Below are 17,163 nucleotides of genomic sequence, written 5' to 3'. Positions count from 1 at the left end.
TTGGCGTTGGAGTCGTGGTCGGCGAAGGCGACTCCGACTCAGTATCCGCCGGAGGAGCAGTCGGGGACTCAGTATCCGCCGGAGGAGCAGTCGGGGACTCAGTATCCGCCGGAGGAGCAGTCGGGGACTCGGTATCCGCCGGAGGAGCAGTCGGGGACTCGGTGTCGGTCGGAGGAGGAGTCGGGGTCGGTGCGCAGCTGGTGGTCGTGAAGACGTTGGAGTCCAAGGTCACGGCACCGTTGCGGGCCAGCGCACGGCCCTGGACCGTGGCGTTGTTGGTGACGCTGATCGAGGTCAGCGCCAGGATCGAACCCACGAAGCTGGATCCGGTGCCCAGTGTTGCTGAGCTGCCCACCTGCCAGTAGACGTTGCAGGCCTGGGCGCCGTTGATCAACGAGACGTTGCTCGACGATGCGGTGATCAGGGTCGAGGCCACCTGGAAGATGAACACCGAGTTCGGATCTCCCTGACCATCAAGCGTCAAGGTCCCGGTCAGCCCCAGCGGCCCGGTGGAATTGTAGACACCGTCCACCAGGGTTCGTCCACCGAGGTCCCCGGCGACGCTCTCCGTGGGGGCCCGACCGGCCACATCGTCATAGGCCGTCACGAGATCGGACTGGGCCTGGAGCGCCTCCGCGTCGCCCGCATGGGTCGTTCCACCTACCTCCCCCGGCGGGAAGCCGGTGATGGCATTGCCTGGGCTGACTCCAAGATCTCCGCTCAGACTTGTCGGGCCGGTATTGGTGACGGTCTCACCGCCGAGCACCGAGTAGGACCCCGCGGTGCCCAGACCCGCAGGAGAGGTGGCGGCGGTGGCCGCCGAGGAGAACGACAGCGCGACTGCCGCAGCGATGAGCGCGACGAGGAGGGCACTGAGCCCACGTCTCAGCCGCGCACTGAAGGCTGGCCGCTGGACTGCTGTCGCAGATCGAGCCGAGCCGGTCGTCTTATTCATTTTTCCCCCAGAAAGGAATCCAGTTAGCACTGATCGAACCTTGACGTTCGCATACGCACCAACAGATTCTCCACTCACTTAGAAATGGAAGACCCGGGGCACTAATTTCTGAGATTACGGCGCGATTCGCATATGCACAAGACAAAATTCATCACGGAAGCTAGTGAAAGTCGCTAGGTACGGTCTGAGGTGCGGCGATGTCAAAAAATGCCAGTTCAAGCCGATCGAAGTAATTTTCTCAATTATTCGGTCACAGATACCTAGTGAGTTCCACCAGGGGTATGCACTTGGCATTAGGACACCACAAACGAATCAGAAAAGGTGTAAGAATCGGACCATCGCAGATCGTGCCCGCACAGGGCCCGCCGCGACGGCGCCGGTCCCCACCGGCGCCTCGGCACCTTGGACGCAGGAAGGCCCGGCCCCGGAGAAGTGGAGATCAACTCCACGGCTCGGGACCGGGCCTGCTGCAGCTCAGGATCTGAGACCTGATCGCCGATGCGCTGAGCGACTGCTCAGCCGCGAATCACTGAGCCAGGACGAAGGCTGCCTCGAGGTCGATCGAGACCTTGTCGCCGACCAGCACGCCGCCGGCCTCAAGCGCGGCGTTCCAGGTCAGGCCGAACTCCTTGCGGGAGATCACGGTGTTGGCGGAGAAGCCGGCGCGAGTCATGCCGAAGGGATCCACGGCCTGGCCGCCGAACTCGACCTCAAAGGTGACCGGCTTGGTGACGCCGCGGATGCTCAGGTCCCCGGAGATCTCGAACTCTTCACCGCTGGCGGTGATGTTGTTCGCCACGAAGGTCAGCTCGGGGTGCTTCTCGGAGTCCAGGAAGTCCTCGCCGCGGACGTGGGCGTCGCGGTCGGGGCTCTTGGAGTTGAAGGATGCAGCCTTGACGCGGGCATCGACTGTCGCCACATCGCCCTCGGAGACGACGAGGGTGGCCTCGGCCTCTTCGAAGATGGCCCGCACCTTGGAGATGCCGGCGTGGCGCACGGTCAGGCCGATCTCGGAGTGCGAAGAGTCGAGGTTCCAGGTGCCGGGGGTCAGATTAGCCATGAAGAGGTCTCCTAAGGATTGCGGCCCCGCGCCGAACGCGCGGGGTCATCGTGGTCGGTCGATGGTGACAACAGCAGTCTGCCTCACTTTATTTCAAAACTGAAGCAGTTCACCTGAATGTCATCCAGATGTCCGCTTGACCATGGCCGTCTGCAGCACCATCGGCTCCACGTGCTCGCCCCGCATCAGCTGCAGCAGCAGATCCACAGCGCGCCCGGCGAGCTCGCCGACGGGGTTGATCACGGTGGTCAGCGGCGGGCGGGTCAGCTGCGCGGCATGGGTGTCATCGAAGCCGACCACCGCGAGCTGCCCGGGCACATCGATCCCCCGCGACTGGACCTCGTGCATCGCCGCCACCGCCATCAGGTCAGAGGCCACGAACACCGCGTCGAGGTCCGGGGCGCGCTCCAGGAGCCGCTCCATCGCTGCTGCACCCGAGGCTGAGGTGAAGTCACCGAACTCGACCAGGCCGGAGTCCAGCCCGGCGCGCCGCAGCGCCGCGGTCCAGCCGGCGAGCCGATCCGACCCGGCCGCCATATCCTGCGGACCCGCGATGGTCGCCAGCCGACGGCGTCCCTGACCGATCAGATGCTCGGCCGCGAGCGCCGCCCCTGACCTGTTGTCCACATCCACCCAGGGGATGCCGACATCCCCGGCGTAGGGCCGGCCGACGTAGACCGCCGGCAGCTTCGTCTCGTGGATCACATCGGAGAGGTCGTCGTCGCGGTGGTGCGAGACGATGATCGCGCCGTCGGTATAACCCCCGCGCAGGTACCGCTCGATCTTCTGCCGGCCCCCGGGCTGACCCATGGCGAGCAGCACCTGCACCGGAGAATCGGCCAGCCGCTGGGTGATCGCCGCGAGCATCGAGGCGAAGAACGGATCCGCAAAGACCCGGTCCTCGGCCTCGGGCACCACCACGGCGATCGAGTCGACCTCCTGGTTCACCAGCGAGCGAGCGGCCCGGTTCGGGCGGTAGCCCAGTTCCATCACCGCCGCCTCCACCGCGATCCTGGACTGCGCGCGCACCCGTGGATCCAGATTCACCGCCCGTGAGGCGGTGGCGCGGGAAACACCCGCCCTGGCCGCCACATCCTCCAGGGTCGGCAGTCGCCGAGCCGGCATCGGTTCCCCTTCCTCGGATGTGATCATCACAGCGTCGTGGCCGCCCTCAGTCCACCACACCCGTGGCGGCGACCTGTGCGTACCAGTGTGCCGAAGCCTTGGGAGTGCGCGTGAGCGTATCGTAATCCACCCGGATGATTCCGAAGCGCCGGTCATAGCCGAAGGCCCACTCAAAGTTGTCCAGCAGCGACCACACGAAGTATCCGCGCACGTCCGCACCGGACTCCATCGCCTGGTGCACCGCGCGCAGATGCTCGCGGATATAGCTGAGCCGGTCGTCGTCCTGGACGAAGCCGGCAGCATCGGGCGCATCGGGATAGGCCGCGCCGTTCTCGGTGACGTAGAGCGCCACACCGGCCGGACCGGTGTAGTCCCGGTGCAGCCGCAGCAGCAGATCATGCAGACCCTGTGGGAAGACCTCCCAGCCCATCGAGGTGGCCGGCAGTCCCCGCGGCACCGAGGAGACATGCTCGGAGCCCACGTTGGGGTTCGGCGCCCCCTGGGACCTGGCCGTGGCCGCCGCCTCCGCGGCGCGATCGGGCTGCTCACCGGTGAGCAGCTCCCCGGTATAGAAGTTGACCCCCAGCACGTCGATGGGCGTTGAGATGATCTCCAGGTCACCGGGCTGGACCAGCCCTTCACGCCACAGACCAGCCTGGTCGGCGAGCACATCCGCCGGGTAGGCCCCGTCGAAGATCGCCGCGGCGAAGAATCGGTTGAAGCTGCCATCGAGCCGGCGGGCGGCGTCCACATCCCCGGGGGAAGCCGGGTCTGCCGGTCGGTAGTCGGTGAAGTTCAGCGTCAGCCCCAGCTCCAGATCTGGATCACGACGGCGCAGCCGCGCCACCGCGAGCCCATGTCCGAGCAGCAGGTGATGCGCCGCGGCCAGGGCGTCCTCCGGAGAGGTCCGTCCCGGGGCATGATGCCCGTTGGCGTAGCCCAGGAAGGCTGCGCACCAGGGCTCGTTCAGCGTGGTCCAGTGCCGGACCCGGTCTCCCAGCGCCTGGTGCAGCACCACGGCGTAGTCGGCGAAGAGCTCTGCGGTCCGTCGGTTCGCCCACCCTCCCTCGTCCTCCAGCGCCTGGGGCAGGTCCCAGTGATACTGCGTGAGCCAGGGCAGGATATCGGCGGCAAGCAGCTCATCGACCAGGTCCGAGTAGAACTTCAGCCCCTCCGGGTTCACCGTCACCCCGTCGGGCATCACCCGCGACCAGCTGACCGAGAACCGGTAGACCTTGAGGTTCAGCCGCTTCATCAGCGCCACATCCTCGCGGAAGCGGTGGAAGTGGTCGCAGGCCACGTCCCCGGTCTCTCCCTCGTGGACCTTTCCGGGGGTGTGGGCGAAGGTGTCCCACACCGAGGGTGCGCGGCCTCCTTCTGACACGGCACCTTCGACCTGGTAGGCGGCGGTGGCGGAGCCGAAGAGGAAATCCGTGGGAAAGGCCACGGTGCTCGGTGAGCTGGCCACTTCTGCGGCGACTGAGGGATTCATTGTTTGACGGCTCCTTGCATGATTCCGGATACGAGCTGACGGCCCGTGAAGATGAACAGGATGAGCAGCGGGACGGTGGCCATGGTGGCTCCGGCCAGGACCAGCGAGTAGTCCACGAAGTGCGCGGCCTGCAGCTGCTGCAGCGCCACAGGCAGGGTGGGGTTCTGCGGGCCGAGCACGATGAACGGCCAGAAGAAGTTCGTCCAGTTCAGGACGAAGGTGAAGAGGAACAACATGGCCGCGGCCGGTTTCGCGGCGGGCAGCGCGACGTGCCAGAAGGTGCGGATCATCGAACACCCGTCCACGGTGGCGGCCTCGATGAGCTCGTCAGGGATCGCCTGCCGCAGGTACTGGGTCATCCAGAACACCCCGAAAGCGGTGACCAGTCCCGGCACGATGACCGCCTGCAGCTCTCCGGTCCAGCCCAGCCGGGCCATCACCTGGTAGAGCGGGACGACGCCGAGCTGGGTCGGGATCGCCATGGTGGCGATCACGAAGACCAGCAGCGGCACGGCGCCCTTGAAGCGCAGCTTCGCGAAGGCGTAGCCGGCCAGGGTGGAGAAGAACACCACCGAGACCGCGGTGACGGTGGAGACGATGATGGAGTTCATCGTGGCCCGCCAGAAGGGCACGGTGTCGATCACCTCAGCGGCATTGGAGAAGAAGTTCCCACCCGGGAGCAGCGGGAAGGAGTCCCGGGACAAGATGGTGGAGTCGTGGCTGCCGATCAGGAAGGACCACCAGAGCGGGAACATGCTGCCCAGGATCACCGCCGCCAGGCAGCCGTAGACGAGCCAGCCGGGCCCACGGCCAGGGCCGCGGGAGCCGCCCCGCCGTCGGCGTGCTCCAGGTCTGGACCCGTCCCCGGATCCGCGGCGGCCGAACGGGTCGCCGTCGTTCTTCGGTGCGCTGGCCGGTCCCGTGCGCGGGATGATCGGCAGCGGCTTCTCTTCTAGCGCGCTCATCGCTTGACCTCCGAGCTTGAGATGCGGCGGGTGATGACGAAGTTGATCAGTCCGATGGCCACGATCAGCAGGAAGAGCAGCACCGCCACCGCCGAGGCCTGACCGAAGTCCGAACGGGTCCAGCCGAGTTCGTAGAGGTACATGGTCATGGTCTGCCACTGCCCGTCGGTGCCGCCACGACCGTACTGGTCGAACATCCGCGGCTCGTCGAAGATCTGCAGCCCTCCGATGGTCGAGGTGATGATCACGAAGATGATGGTGGGACGCAGGTTCGGGATGGTCACCGAGATGAACTGTCTGACCTTGCCCGCCCCGTCGATCTCCGCCGCCTCATAGAGGTCACGCGGCACCGCCTGCATGGCCGCCAGGAAGATCAGCGCGTTATAGCCTGTCCAGCGGAAGTTCACCATCGTCGCGATGGCCAGGTGGCTGGGCAGCGTCCCGGAGTGCCAGCCGATCGCGTCGATGCCCACGGTCTCCAGGATCGAGTTCACCAGCCCGAATCGATCGCCGTAGAGGTTCGAGAAGATCAGCGCCACGGCCACGGGGGTGACCACGTAGGGGATCAGCACGCCCATCCGCCAGAAGGTCCTGGCACGCAGGTTGTAGTCCAGCAGGTAGGCGATCAGGATCGCGGCCACCACCTGGGGTGCCGAGGACATGATGAAGATCGAGAGCGTGTTGCGCAGCGAGATCCAGAAGGCTCGCTCCCCCAGCACCGCCATGAAGTTCTCGCCACCGATGAACTCTCCCTGACCCATGATCAGGTCCCAGTCGTGGGTGGCCACCCAGGCGGTGTAGATCAGGGGAAAGAGCCCGACCACGGCGAAGAGGATGAAGAACGGACTGATGTAGAGGTACGGCGAGTACCGACGATCCCAGGCCGAGGCCCGGTGCCGGAAGCTCACTTGCTTCCGGCGACCGGTCCTCGGCTCTGGCGCGGACCCGCCGCTGCGTCCGGTGCTGACTGGTACCTGCGCAGCTGGGGCCGACATGATCAGCGCAGCGCTTCCATGTCGTTGACGAACTTCTCCCAGGAGGCGTCGGGGTCATCGATCCCGTCCACGTCCACCCGGTTGATCGCGTCCTGGATCGCCACGTTGATGGTCAGGTACTCGGTGCCCTTCAACGGCTGGGTCTCCACGGCATCAGCGCGCTCGGCCAGGATCTCGCCGGTGGGGGCGTCATTGAAGAACTCGTTGGTGGCCGAGAGCAGCTCGTCTGCCTCCAGCGCCTCGGTGGTGGAGGGGAATGCCCCGACGACCTCGAACGCCTTGAGCTGCTGCTCCGGAGCGGTCAGCCAGGCTGCGAGCTCCTTGGCCGCCTCGATGTTCTCGCCCTGCGAAGGAACAGTCAGGTAGGACCCGCCCCAGTTGCCGCCGCCACCGGGGAAGGTGTTGGCGATGTCCCAGCCCTCGACCTCTGCGGCGTTGCCCTCGATGATGCCCAGCATCCAGCCGGGGCACATCATCGTGGCGAAGGTCTCCTCGCGCTGGAAGGCATCTGACCAGTCACCGCTCCACTGGGCGAGGCCTGCGGAGAGCTCGTCCTCCACCGAGGCCTCCAGAAGCTGGTCGTAGAGGTCCTTCACCTCGGGGTTGGTGTCGGCGATGATCTCACCGGCCTCGTCCTGGTACGGAACCTCGACCTGGTTGATCATGCCCTGCCAGATGTTATCGGAGCCGGAGTACCAGGCGGAGTCAGACTCGGCGACGAACTCTTCGCCGGCGGCGAAGTAGTCCTCCCAGGAGTCGCCGAGGAACTCGGCCACCTCTTCACGCTCGGTGGGCAGTCCAGCCTCCTCGAAGAGGTCGGCCCGGTAGCAGACGGCCTGTGGTCCGCTGTCGGTGCCGTAGCCGATCAGGCTGCCGTCCTCGAGGACCGCGTCCTGATACTTCCAGTCCAGCCAGCGGTCCTCCAATTCGGGATCGGTGAGGTCCTCGAAGCGGTCGGGGTACTGCTGGAACTCTGCGAGCCAGTCCACCTCGATGGGTTCGATGTCCGAGGCTCCCTGGCCGGCACCCAGGCTGTTGCGCAGCGAGTCGCGGGCGTTCTCCGCGGTGTCGATCTTGTTGTGCTCGATGGTGATGTTCTCGTTGAGCTCCTCGTACTCCTCGAAGAGCTCCTCGTAGCCGAACTCGTTGAAGGTGGTCACGCTGAGCGTGACCGCTTCTCCTTCGGCGGCCCCGCCGTCGTCCTCTCCTTCGGCTGAGCCTCCACAGGCCGTGAGCGTCAGGGTCAGGGCCGAGGTGAGCGCGATGCCGCGCAGCAGTGCGGTCCGGCGGTGCGCGCCTGGGCGCTGGGCGGGCTGCCGCCCCGGGCGGGCGGCTGCGGAGGTGTTCTCCTCCGCGTGGTCAGTTGTCCTCATCACAGCTATCTCCTTCGATATGAGGTGCGAGCGAGTCCCCGGTGCTTTATGAGAGCGCTCTCACGGTGAGCAAAAGGTAGCACCCCCGATACGAGTGTGGCAAGGGTCACAGCCGTGGCGCTCCGCCGTGATCGCGCTCGGCGGGGCCGGGTGGGCGGCACGACGCAGGGGTGAGACAGTAGACTCTGGACTTATCGCCCAGCTCACCACGCAGCCGCCTCGAGGCTGGGCACACATTCATCAGTAGAAGGAGGTGCCGGTGGGACTGCTAGACAACCTGGAACGCGGCATCGAAAAGGCCGTCCGCGGTGCCTTCTCAGGACGAGGAGGGAGTCTCGGACCCGTGGAGATCGCCACCGCCGTACGCCGCCACATGGACCGAGAGTCCAAGACCATCGCTGAGGGTCAGCACCTGGCACCGAACCTGTACAAGATCCGGCTCGCCGGTGAGGACTTCAGCGAGGCCAAGAAGTACGGCGTCGCCCTGGCCGAGGAGCTCTGCGAGGAGATCCTGCGCCACGCCGAATCCCAGGGGTACACCCTGCTGGGCCCGGTGAAGGCGACCTTCGTGAAGAACACCGAGCTCAAGCGCGGTCAGCTCAGCATCGAGTCGCGCACCGACAAGGACCCACAGTCCGGTCCCGTCGCTCCCCAGCAGTCCTCCCCCGCCGCCGGCCCCAGCGCAGCCGCGCCGCTGCCAGCCACCATGTCCCAGCCCACGGTCACCCCTCCGCCTGCTCCGGCACCGGCTCCGGCCCGCCAGCCCGCAGCAAGCCTGGAATATGAGGAGCAGACCTACCCGCTGCGCCCGGACTCCACCGTGATCGGGCGCTCCACCTCCGCCGACGTCACCGTTCCGGACACCGGGGTCTCTCGCAAACACCTGGAGCTCTTTCGCTCCGGAGGCGCCTGGTACGCCCGGGACCTGGGCTCCACCAATGGCTCCTATGTGGACGGCGAGCAGCTCACCGGCGACACGCCGAAGGTCCAGCTCGTCGACGGCGCCCTGATCTCGCTCGGCAACGCGCGCCTGCGCTTCCGCCAGAGCTGAAGGACCCCGACACATGAGTGAACTCGCTGTCACGGTGCTGCAGTTCGGATTGCTGCTGCTGCTCTGGATCCTGATCCTCTCGATCATCGGAGCGCAGGGCCGGGACATGACCATCTCCAAACGGTCTCGGGCCCGGGCCGCAGCCCCGCACGCGGCCCCGGCGCCGCGCAGCGGGCCTCCCGCCCCGTCCGGAGCGAACCATTCGGGACCCACCCCGCGGCCCCGTCCGAGGCGGCTGCTGGTCAGCGAGGGCCCACTGGCCGGGACCGAGATCCCGCTGGGCTCCGCCTCGATCATGATGGGCCGGGCGCAGGAATGCACCCTGGTGCTCGATGATGACTACGCCTCCGGCAAGCACGCCCGACTCTTCCCGCAGGGCTCGCGCTGGTTCCTCGAGGATCTGGGCTCCACCAACGGCACCTGGCTCGGGGAGGATCAGCTCACCCGCGCCTCCACGGTCGAGCCCGGGGACCGGATCCGCATCGGCAAGACCGTCCTGGAGCTGAGGACCTAGCCCGTGCCCCTGGTATTCCGCTTCTCAGCGCGCTCCGACACCGGGGCTGTGCGCTCCAAGAACGACGATTCCGGCTACGCGGGTCGTTACTTCGCCGTGGTCGCAGACGGCATGGGCGGCCACGCCGGCGGCGACGTCGCCTCGGCCTCCACGGTGCTGGATCTCGCGCACCTGGACACGCGCGGGTTCGCGGACCCTGAGACGGTGCTGCCCGATGAGATCCAGACCGCGAACTCCTTCCTGAACAAGCTGGTCCAGGCCAACCCGAAGCTCGCCGGGATGGGGACCACGATCACCTCGCTGCTGATCACCCAGGACCGGCTGCAGTTCGCGCACATCGGTGATTCTCGCGCCTACCGACTCAAGCGTGGACGGTTCCGCCAGGTCAGCAAGGACCACACCTTCGTCCAGCGTCTGGTGGACGAAGGTCGGCTGGACCCGGACCAGGCCGAGCATCACCCGCACAAGAACGTGCTGATGCGCGTGCTCGGCGACGTCGACGCCTCCCCCGAGCTCGACATCACCTCTTTCCCGCTGGAGGCCGGTGAGCGCTGGCTGCTCTGCTCCGACGGGCTCAACGCCGTGGTCTCCGACCGGCTGATCGAGCAGAAGCTGCGTTCCACCCAGAGCCTGGAGTCGATCGTCGATGACCTGGTCGAGCTGACCCTGGGCGGCGGAGCACCGGACAATGTGACCGTGGTCTGCCTGGAGGTCGTCGAGGCCGACGAAGCCGACCTCGCACCGAGCAAGAAGCTGCCGCTCAGCGAGGCCGCTGTGGCCGCGGCCACCTCGGACTATGGCGGAGCCGACGCCACCATAGAGCTCGATGTGGTCCCGGTGGTCAATTCCGAGGCCTTCTCCGACCATGACGACCACGACACGCTCTCCCCGGTGTCGGCCGCCATGGTCCGCAAGAAGCTGGGCGCGCGCCCGCACCTGCTGGTCGGGGCCGCCAACCAGGCAGCCGACACCGGCACGATCCCGGTGGTCGCGCGCAACGTCGATGAGCACCCGATGGCCTCTCTGCTGACCGGTCAGCCGCTGCGTCCGGTGCGCCATACCTACTCCGAGCTGCTCGAGGAGCAGCCGCGCGACACTGCCCCGACTGGTCGGGCGCCGGAGGAGACCCCTGCCGCCCCCGGCGGCGCGACCCGGGACGTCGAGCCGGCTGATGCTGATGACGCCGCCGAGGCGGGTTCCGGTCGGTCCTCCGCCGACGCGCCAGCTCCGGGTGCTCCGGAGTCCTCCGCTGCGGAGACCGCCAGCGATGCCGGGCCGCACCGCGCCGGTGCGGGCCTTGCCGAGGAGCCGGAAAGCATCGAGGAGGAAGAGCTGGTCCTCGATGAGGAGGAGCTCGAGGCGCTGGAGACCGCGCGACGCCGCAGCTCCTGGTTCCTGCCCACCTTCGTGGCGCTGCTGGCCGTGCTGGTCGCCGTCGTGACCTTCCTGGGCTACGTCTGGACCCAGACTCAGTACTACGTCGGAGAAGACCAGGGGGAGGTCGCCATCTACAGCGGCGTCTCCCAGTCCCTGGGACCGATCAGGCTCTCCGAGGTCGACGAGCATGCCGAGATCGCCCTGGAGGATCTCACCGCGTATCACCGCGAGCGGGTGGAGCGAGGCATCGCCGCCGATGATCGTGACCATGCGGAGCACATCGTCAGCCAGCTGCGCGCGATGGCCGTGGCCAATGCCGCCCAGGACGAGCCCCGCCCCGCCGAGGAGACCGACGCGGAGGAGACCGAGGATTCCGGCGCTGAGTCGGAGGAGCCGGACGCGGATCAGACAGCCCCGGATGAGACAGCCCCGGATGAAACAGCACCGGATCAGCCAGCACCGGACGAGACAGCCGAGAACCAGGGAGGTGACCAGTGAGCACAGCATCTGCGCAGGTGTACAAGCCCCGCCGGAATCTCGAGCTGGTGCTGCTTCTGATGGCCCTCACGGTGGGGATCGGCGCCCAGATGCTGGTCGCGCTCGCCCTGGACGAGCCGATCACCACCGATTACTACGTGGAGGGGGCCGTCTTCGCCGGACTCGTCCTCGTCTTCCATGTGGTGCTGCGACTGCGCGCGAAATACGCGGACCCCTTCATCCTGCCCATCGTGGTGACCCTCAACGGGCTCGGCATGGCGATGATCCACCGGTTGGACTTCACCCCCTCCTACTCCGGTGTGGCCGATCGACAGCTGATGTGGACCGGCGTCTCGATCGTGGCCGCCGTCGCGCTGCTGTGGCTGCTCAGGGATCACCGTCGGCTGCGCCAGCTGACCTACATCTCACTGGCGGCCAGCGTGATCCTGCTGTTCATGCCGATCATTCCGGGACTGGGCCAGGAGCTGCAGGGCGCCCGGATCTGGGTGAATCTGGGCCCGCTGTCCTTCCAGCCCAGCGAGATCGCCAAGATCACGCTGGCGGTCTTCTTCGCCGGATTCCTGGCGAACAACCGGGACCTGATCCTGCTGGCCGGCCGAAAGTTCGGCCCGGTGACCTTCCCTCGGCTGCGTGACCTCGCCCCGATGTTCATCGCCTGGATCATCGCCATCGGCGTGCTCGTGGTGCAGAACGACCTCGGCAACGCGCTGATGTTCTTCGGGCTCTTCGTCGCGGTGATCTACGTCGCCACCTCCCGGTTCTCCTGGATCGCCATCGGTGCGGTCTTCATGCTCATCGGCGCAGCTCTGGCCTACCAGTTCGTCTCGCACTTCCGGGACCGGGTGGATATCTGGCTCAACGCCTTCGATCAGGAGATCTACGAACGCGCCTTCGGCGGCTCACATCAAGTGGTGCAGGGACTGTTCGGGATGGCGCACGGCGGTCTCGTCGGCACCGGCCTGGGCTCGGGCAATCCGAACATGGTCTCGCTGGCCAACTCCGACATGATCATCGCCGCCTTCGGCGAGGAGCTCGGCTTCATCGGGCTCTCCGCCATGCTGCTGCTCTACCTGCTGCTCTTCAGCCGGTACATGCGCGCCGGACTAGGCACCCGGGACACCTTCGGGAAGCTGCTGGCCGTGGGTCTCGCCGTGGTGCTGGTGCTGCAGGTCTTCGTCGTGGTCGGCGGCATCACACGGGTCATCCCGCTGACCGGGCTGGCAACGCCGTTCCTGGCCGCCGGCGGCTCCGCCCTGCTGGCGAACTGGCTGATCGTGGCACTGGTGCTGCTGATCTCCCACGCCGCACGGCAGCCGGTCATCGTAGGACCGATGGTCAATGCCACCGGCGAGTCCTCCTCGGGCATCGAGTCCAGACTCCATTCCGAGGGCCCCGGCGCTCGGGAGAGCGCGATCCACCGGCACAGCGGGCACCGGCGGCACCCCGACCAGGAGGACGCCCGCGACCAGGAGCACATCGACCAGACCCCGGCTGAGCAGGGAGGGACACAGTGAACAACGCCATCCGTCACACCTGGGTCGTCTCCGTCGGCCTGTTCATCTCGCTCTTCGTCGCGCTCTCCATCATCCAGGTCGCTATGACCGATGAGCTCAACGCCAACCCCAACAACGTGCGTCAGGTCTATGAGGACCGCGGCGCCCCGCGCGGGGCGATCACGGTGGACGGCACCGCCATCGCGGAATCGGTCCCCTCGGAGAACTCCAGCTTCGACTACCAGCGGGTCTACCACGAGCCTGAGCTGTACGCCGGGATCACCGGCACCTATTCGATCGCCGCAAACCCCACCGGGCTGGAGGGCACGCTGAACGAGTACCTCTCCGGGCAGTCCGACAGCCAGTTCTTCGACCGGATCACCTCGGTGTTCACCGGGGACTCGATGGACGGTGGCCAGGTCGAGCTGACCCTGGACGCCGAGCTGCAGCAGCTCGCCTACGACCAGATCCCCGACGGCACCCGGGGAAGCATCATCGTCACCGAGATCGCCACGGGAGACATCAAGGCCATGGCCGCCAAGCCGAGCTATGACAACAATCTCCTCGCGGTGCAGGACTCCACTGCGCTGATCGAGAACCAGACGCAGCTGGAGACCGACCCGGACCTGCGCTACACCTCCCGGGCGATCTCCTCCACCCTGGCTCCCGGGTCGACGTTCAAGCTGGTGGACCTCGTCGCGATGCTGGAGTCCGGGGACTACGAGCCGGACACGGTGCTGGAGAACCCCAACTCGATCACGCTGCCCGATTCCACCACCGAGCTGCGCAACTTCGACCGCGGCATCTGCGCCCAGCGCTCCCAGGCGGAGCTCTCCTGGATCGTGGCGCAGTCCTGCAACACGCCCTTCGCGGAGGCCGCCATGGACCTGGGTGAGGGCCCGATCCGGGACAGCGCCGAGGCCTTCGGATTCAACTCCGAGGACCTGAGCATCCCGCTGCGCCCGGAGACCTCGAACTTCCCCACCGACCTCACCGACGCCGCCCTGGCCCAGTCCGCCATCGGGCAGTTCGACGTCACCTCCACCCCGCTGCAGATGAACATGGTCGCCGCCGCCATCGCCAACCAGGGCACCCTGATGAAGCCCAACCTGGTCGACGCGATCCGCGGCTCGGACCTGCAGCTGCTCTCGACCTCCGAGCCAGAGACGTTCTCCGAGGTGACCTCGGAGCAGATCGCCGACGAGATCACCGAGATGATGGTCGAGGTCGTCGAGTCCGGCACGGGCACACGCGCGCAGACCGAGAACTTCCAGGTCGCGGCCAAGACCGGCACGGCGGATGTCGGCGAGACCGGAGAGGTGAACTCCTGGATCACCGGCTTCGCGCCCGCCGACGATCCACAGTACGCGGTGACCGTGGCCTACGAGCGGATCGACTTCGACACCGGCTCCTCGCTGACCGGACCGCAGATGCTGACCATGCTCGAGGCGGCGATCGAATGAGGCCCGTGGTCGGCATCCTGATGGGTGAGCGGTACCAGCTCACCGAACGCATCGCCATCGGCGGCATGGGTGAGGTCTGGAAGGCCTCTGACCAGGTGCTCGGACGTACCGTAGCGATCAAGATCCTCAAGGAGGAGTACACCGGGGACGAGGCGTTCCTGCGGCGGTTCCGCGCCGAGGCGCGGCACACCGCGCTGCTGAACCACCCCGGCATCGCCGACATCTATGACTACGGCGAGCAGTCCGGCTCCGGCTACCTGGTCATGGAACTTGTGCCCGGGCGCCCGCTCTCGGTCCTGCTCGAGACGGACAAGACGCTGTCCTGGGAGAAGACGCTCTCGATCCTCGCCCAGACCGGTCGTGCCCTGCAGGTCGCGCATGACCAGGGGCTGGTCCATCGCGACGTCAAGCCCGGGAACCTGCTGATCACCCCCACCCGGCGGGTGAAGATCACCGATTTCGGCATCGCCCGGCTCGCGGACCAGGTGCCGCTGACCGCCACCGGACAGGTGATGGGCACCGTGCAGTACCTCTCCCCGGAGCAGGCCACCGGTCAGCACGCCACCGGCTCCTCAGACATCTACGCGCTGGGCATCATCGGCTACGAGGCGCTGGCCGGTCACCGTCCGTTCACCGGTGAATCCCAGATCGCCATTGCACTGAAGCAGGTCAACGAGCCGCCGCCGGCGCTGCCGGAGACCGTGCCGGAGCCGGTGCGTGCGCTGATCATGTCGATGCTGGACAAGGACCCGGGCAAGCGACCGCTGACCGCGACCAAGCTCGCCGAGGCGGCCGACGCGCTGCTGCGCCACGACACCGATTCCGCGCTCAAGGCGGTTCCCGCCATGGCAGCGCATATGGACGGCGCCGAGTCCGACCAGGACGCCACCACCACCATCCCCCGGGCGGACACCGCGGCGACCGCCGTCGTCCCGGCCGGCAGCCAAGCCCCCTCGGCACGGACTCCGGAACAGCCCGCGGCCGCTGCGGAGCACACCGCCCAGTACGGGGCGGCTCCGGCTGCAACCGGGGCCGCGCACCTGCGTCCCGGTGCGGACACCGACGGCTCCGAGGCCGAAGCGGCTGCGGAGCAGCGCCGGCTCCACGGGGGTCGCCGGTGGTACTGGCCGCTCATCGCTCTGCTGGTGCTGGTCCTGCTGGCCCTGCTCGGCTCGTGGCTCTTCCCACAGTTCGGCGGCAGCGGCGGCGAGGATGAGCCCAGCCCGACGCCGACCGTGACCGAGACCTTCACCCCCGGCACCGAGATGGTGGAGATCAACGAGAGCGACTTCCTCGGCCTCCCCGTGGAGGAGGCCACCGCTGCGCTGCAGGAGGCGGGGCTGGAGGTCCAATCGGAGCCCGTGGCCTCCGACCAGTCTGCGGGCGTGGTCACCGGGGTGGCCCCCGCGGGCAGCATCCCCGTGGGCTCCACCGTCACGGTGTTCTACTCCGCCGTGGCGAACGACACCCTGCCGGAGGACCAGGACCAGGCTCCCGGGCAGGACGACGAGAGTCCCGAGCAGGACCAGCAGGGCGACACCGGGCAGCAGAACGGCGATGGGCAGCCCGACGGGGCGCAGTCCCCGACCGAGAGCGCAGCGCCGACCGGCACCGGTCAGCAGGATCAGCAAGAACCGGAGCAGGACACCTCCCCGACCCCGACTCCCGCCCCGACGCCGAGCCCCTCCCCGTCGCCGGAGACCCAGGGCGAGGCGGAGGATCCCTCGGCCACCCAGCCGGAGCCGACCGCGCCCGAGGCGGTCGAGGACGAGGCGCCTCAGGATGGGCAGGCCGGCGGCGAACCCGGTGCCGAGACCACCGGGGATCCTGATCGGGCTGGCTTCTCAGCCGAGGATGGGTCAGGATCGGAGACAGGAACCGAGATATGACCGAGACTGCTGAGCGCGTCCTCAACAACCGCTACCGGATCACTTCGCTGATCGGACGCGGCGGGATGGCCGATGTCTACCTCGGCCACGACCTCACCCTGGATCGCCAGGTTGCGGTCAAGATGCTGCGCCCGGACCTGGCCCGTGATCCCCAGTTCCAGGGGCGCTTCCGCCGGGAGGGCCAGTCCTCGGCCTCGCTGAACCACCCCAACATCGTCGCGGTCTACGACTCCGGTCGCGCGCAGGTCGAGGATCAGGCCCATCACGAGGTCAAGACCCCCTTCATCGTCATGGAATATGTCGATGGGGTCACGCTGCGTCACATCCTGCATGGGACGCCGCGGATCACCGACACCGCCGACGTCGACGATGAACAGACCCGGATCGCCGAGGAGTCCAACCAGGCACAGCCGCCCGGGCCTCCCGGTGAGACCGAGGAAGACGTCCTGGCGCTGGGTGACACCGGCCGGGTTCACGACGGCGAGGACCACCTGCCCGCCGCGCAGGTCGGCTCGCAGCTGCAGTCGAAGATCGACCAGGCGCTGAACAAGCCGCTCTCCGAGCGGGAGACGGCCGGTTACATGCATGGGATCCTCGGCGCGCTGGGCTACAGCCACGAGAAGGGCATCGTCCATCGCGACATCAAGCCCTCCAACGTGATGGTCTCCCAGACCGGTCAGATCAAGGTCATGGACTTCGGCATCGCCCGAGCCCTGGCCGACTCCGCCTCCACCATGACCCAGACCTCCGCCGTGGTCGGCACCGCCCAGTACCTCTCCCCCGAGCAGGCGCGCGGTGAAGTCGTGGACCACCGGTCGGATCTGTATTCCGCCGGCTGTGTGCTCTTCGAGCTGCTGACCAACCGTCCGCCCTTCCAGGGCGAGTCCCCGGTCTCGGTGGCCTACCAGCATGT

At 67.3% G+C, this 17,163-nt stretch carries 14 protein-coding genes; 7 read left to right on the top strand and 7 right to left on the bottom strand.

Annotated elements, in window-relative coordinates; all coding sequences use genetic code 11:
• The 7 genes from I2487_RS05855 to I2487_RS05825 all read right to left on the bottom strand — a co-directional run.
• On the bottom strand, positions 1-955 hold a 955-nt coding region (locus tag I2487_RS05855; protein ID WP_207173017.1), incomplete at its 3' end, for an ice-binding family protein.
• A 526-nt stretch (positions 956-1,481) separates the two neighbouring features.
• Complete coding sequence (locus tag I2487_RS05850) at positions 1,482-2,015, bottom strand: YceI family protein (protein ID WP_207171187.1); 534 nt, start codon at positions 2,013-2,015, stop codon at positions 1,482-1,484.
• Between the two features lie 120 nt (positions 2,016-2,135).
• Positions 2,136-3,167: a LacI family DNA-binding transcriptional regulator gene (locus I2487_RS05845; RefSeq protein ID WP_207171186.1), complete on the bottom strand. Its 1,032-nt coding sequence runs from the start codon at positions 3,165-3,167 to the stop codon at positions 2,136-2,138.
• A gap of 19 nt (positions 3,168-3,186) precedes the next feature.
• Positions 3,187-4,632 carry a GH1 family beta-glucosidase gene (locus tag I2487_RS05840; protein ID WP_207171185.1) on the bottom strand — a complete coding sequence of 482 codons (1,446 nt, stop codon included), beginning with the start codon at positions 4,630-4,632 and terminating at the stop codon, positions 3,187-3,189.
• Positions 4,629-5,597: a carbohydrate ABC transporter permease gene (locus tag I2487_RS05835; RefSeq protein WP_207171184.1), complete on the bottom strand. Its 969-nt coding sequence runs from the start codon at positions 5,595-5,597 to the stop codon at positions 4,629-4,631. The genes I2487_RS05840 and I2487_RS05835 overlap by 4 nt, the downstream gene beginning before the upstream one ends.
• Positions 5,594-6,592 carry a carbohydrate ABC transporter permease gene (locus I2487_RS05830; RefSeq protein WP_207171183.1) on the bottom strand — a complete coding sequence of 333 codons (999 nt, stop codon included), beginning with the start codon at positions 6,590-6,592 and terminating at the stop codon, positions 5,594-5,596. Before I2487_RS05830 ends, I2487_RS05835 begins: the two co-directional genes overlap by 4 nt.
• A gap of 2 nt (positions 6,593-6,594) precedes the next feature.
• Positions 6,595-7,965 carry an ABC transporter substrate-binding protein gene (locus I2487_RS05825; RefSeq protein ID WP_207171497.1) on the bottom strand — a complete coding sequence of 457 codons (1,371 nt, stop codon included), beginning with the start codon at positions 7,963-7,965 and terminating at the stop codon, positions 6,595-6,597.
• Positions 7,966-8,224: 259 nt separating this feature from the next.
• Between I2487_RS05825 and I2487_RS05820 the strand changes: the two genes are divergently transcribed.
• The 7 genes from I2487_RS05820 to I2487_RS05790 all read left to right on the top strand — a co-directional run.
• Complete coding sequence (locus I2487_RS05820) at positions 8,225-9,016, top strand: FhaA domain-containing protein (protein WP_207171182.1); 792 nt, start codon at positions 8,225-8,227, stop codon at positions 9,014-9,016.
• Between the two features lie 13 nt (positions 9,017-9,029).
• A complete protein-coding gene (locus tag I2487_RS05815) occupies positions 9,030-9,530 on the top strand; it encodes an FHA domain-containing protein FhaB/FipA (protein WP_036475713.1) in 501 nt (166 codons plus the stop codon).
• Positions 9,531-9,533: 3 nt separating this feature from the next.
• A complete protein-coding gene (locus I2487_RS05810) occupies positions 9,534-11,405 on the top strand; it encodes a protein phosphatase 2C domain-containing protein (protein ID WP_207171181.1) in 1,872 nt (623 codons plus the stop codon).
• A gap of 59 nt (positions 11,406-11,464) precedes the next feature.
• Positions 11,465-12,919, top strand: coding sequence for an FtsW/RodA/SpoVE family cell cycle protein (locus I2487_RS05805; RefSeq protein ID WP_207171495.1), 1,455 nt, complete (start codon positions 11,465-11,467; stop codon positions 12,917-12,919).
• Positions 12,916-14,361, top strand: coding sequence for a penicillin-binding transpeptidase domain-containing protein (locus I2487_RS05800; protein ID WP_207171180.1), 1,446 nt, complete (start codon positions 12,916-12,918; stop codon positions 14,359-14,361). The genes I2487_RS05805 and I2487_RS05800 overlap by 4 nt, the downstream gene beginning before the upstream one ends.
• Positions 14,358-16,250: a protein kinase domain-containing protein gene (locus I2487_RS05795; protein WP_207171179.1), complete on the top strand. Its 1,893-nt coding sequence runs from the start codon at positions 14,358-14,360 to the stop codon at positions 16,248-16,250. The genes I2487_RS05800 and I2487_RS05795 overlap by 4 nt, the downstream gene beginning before the upstream one ends.
• A partial coding sequence (locus I2487_RS05790) for a protein kinase domain-containing protein (RefSeq protein ID WP_207173016.1) occupies positions 16,247-17,163 on the top strand: 917 nt, incomplete at its 3' end. The genes I2487_RS05795 and I2487_RS05790, both read left to right, overlap by 4 nt.

This window comes from Nesterenkonia sp. E16_10 (assembly GCF_017347085.1).
GTDB lineage: Bacteria > Actinomycetota > Actinomycetes > Actinomycetales > Micrococcaceae > Nesterenkonia.
This window is presented reverse-complemented; position numbering and strand designations above follow the sequence as displayed.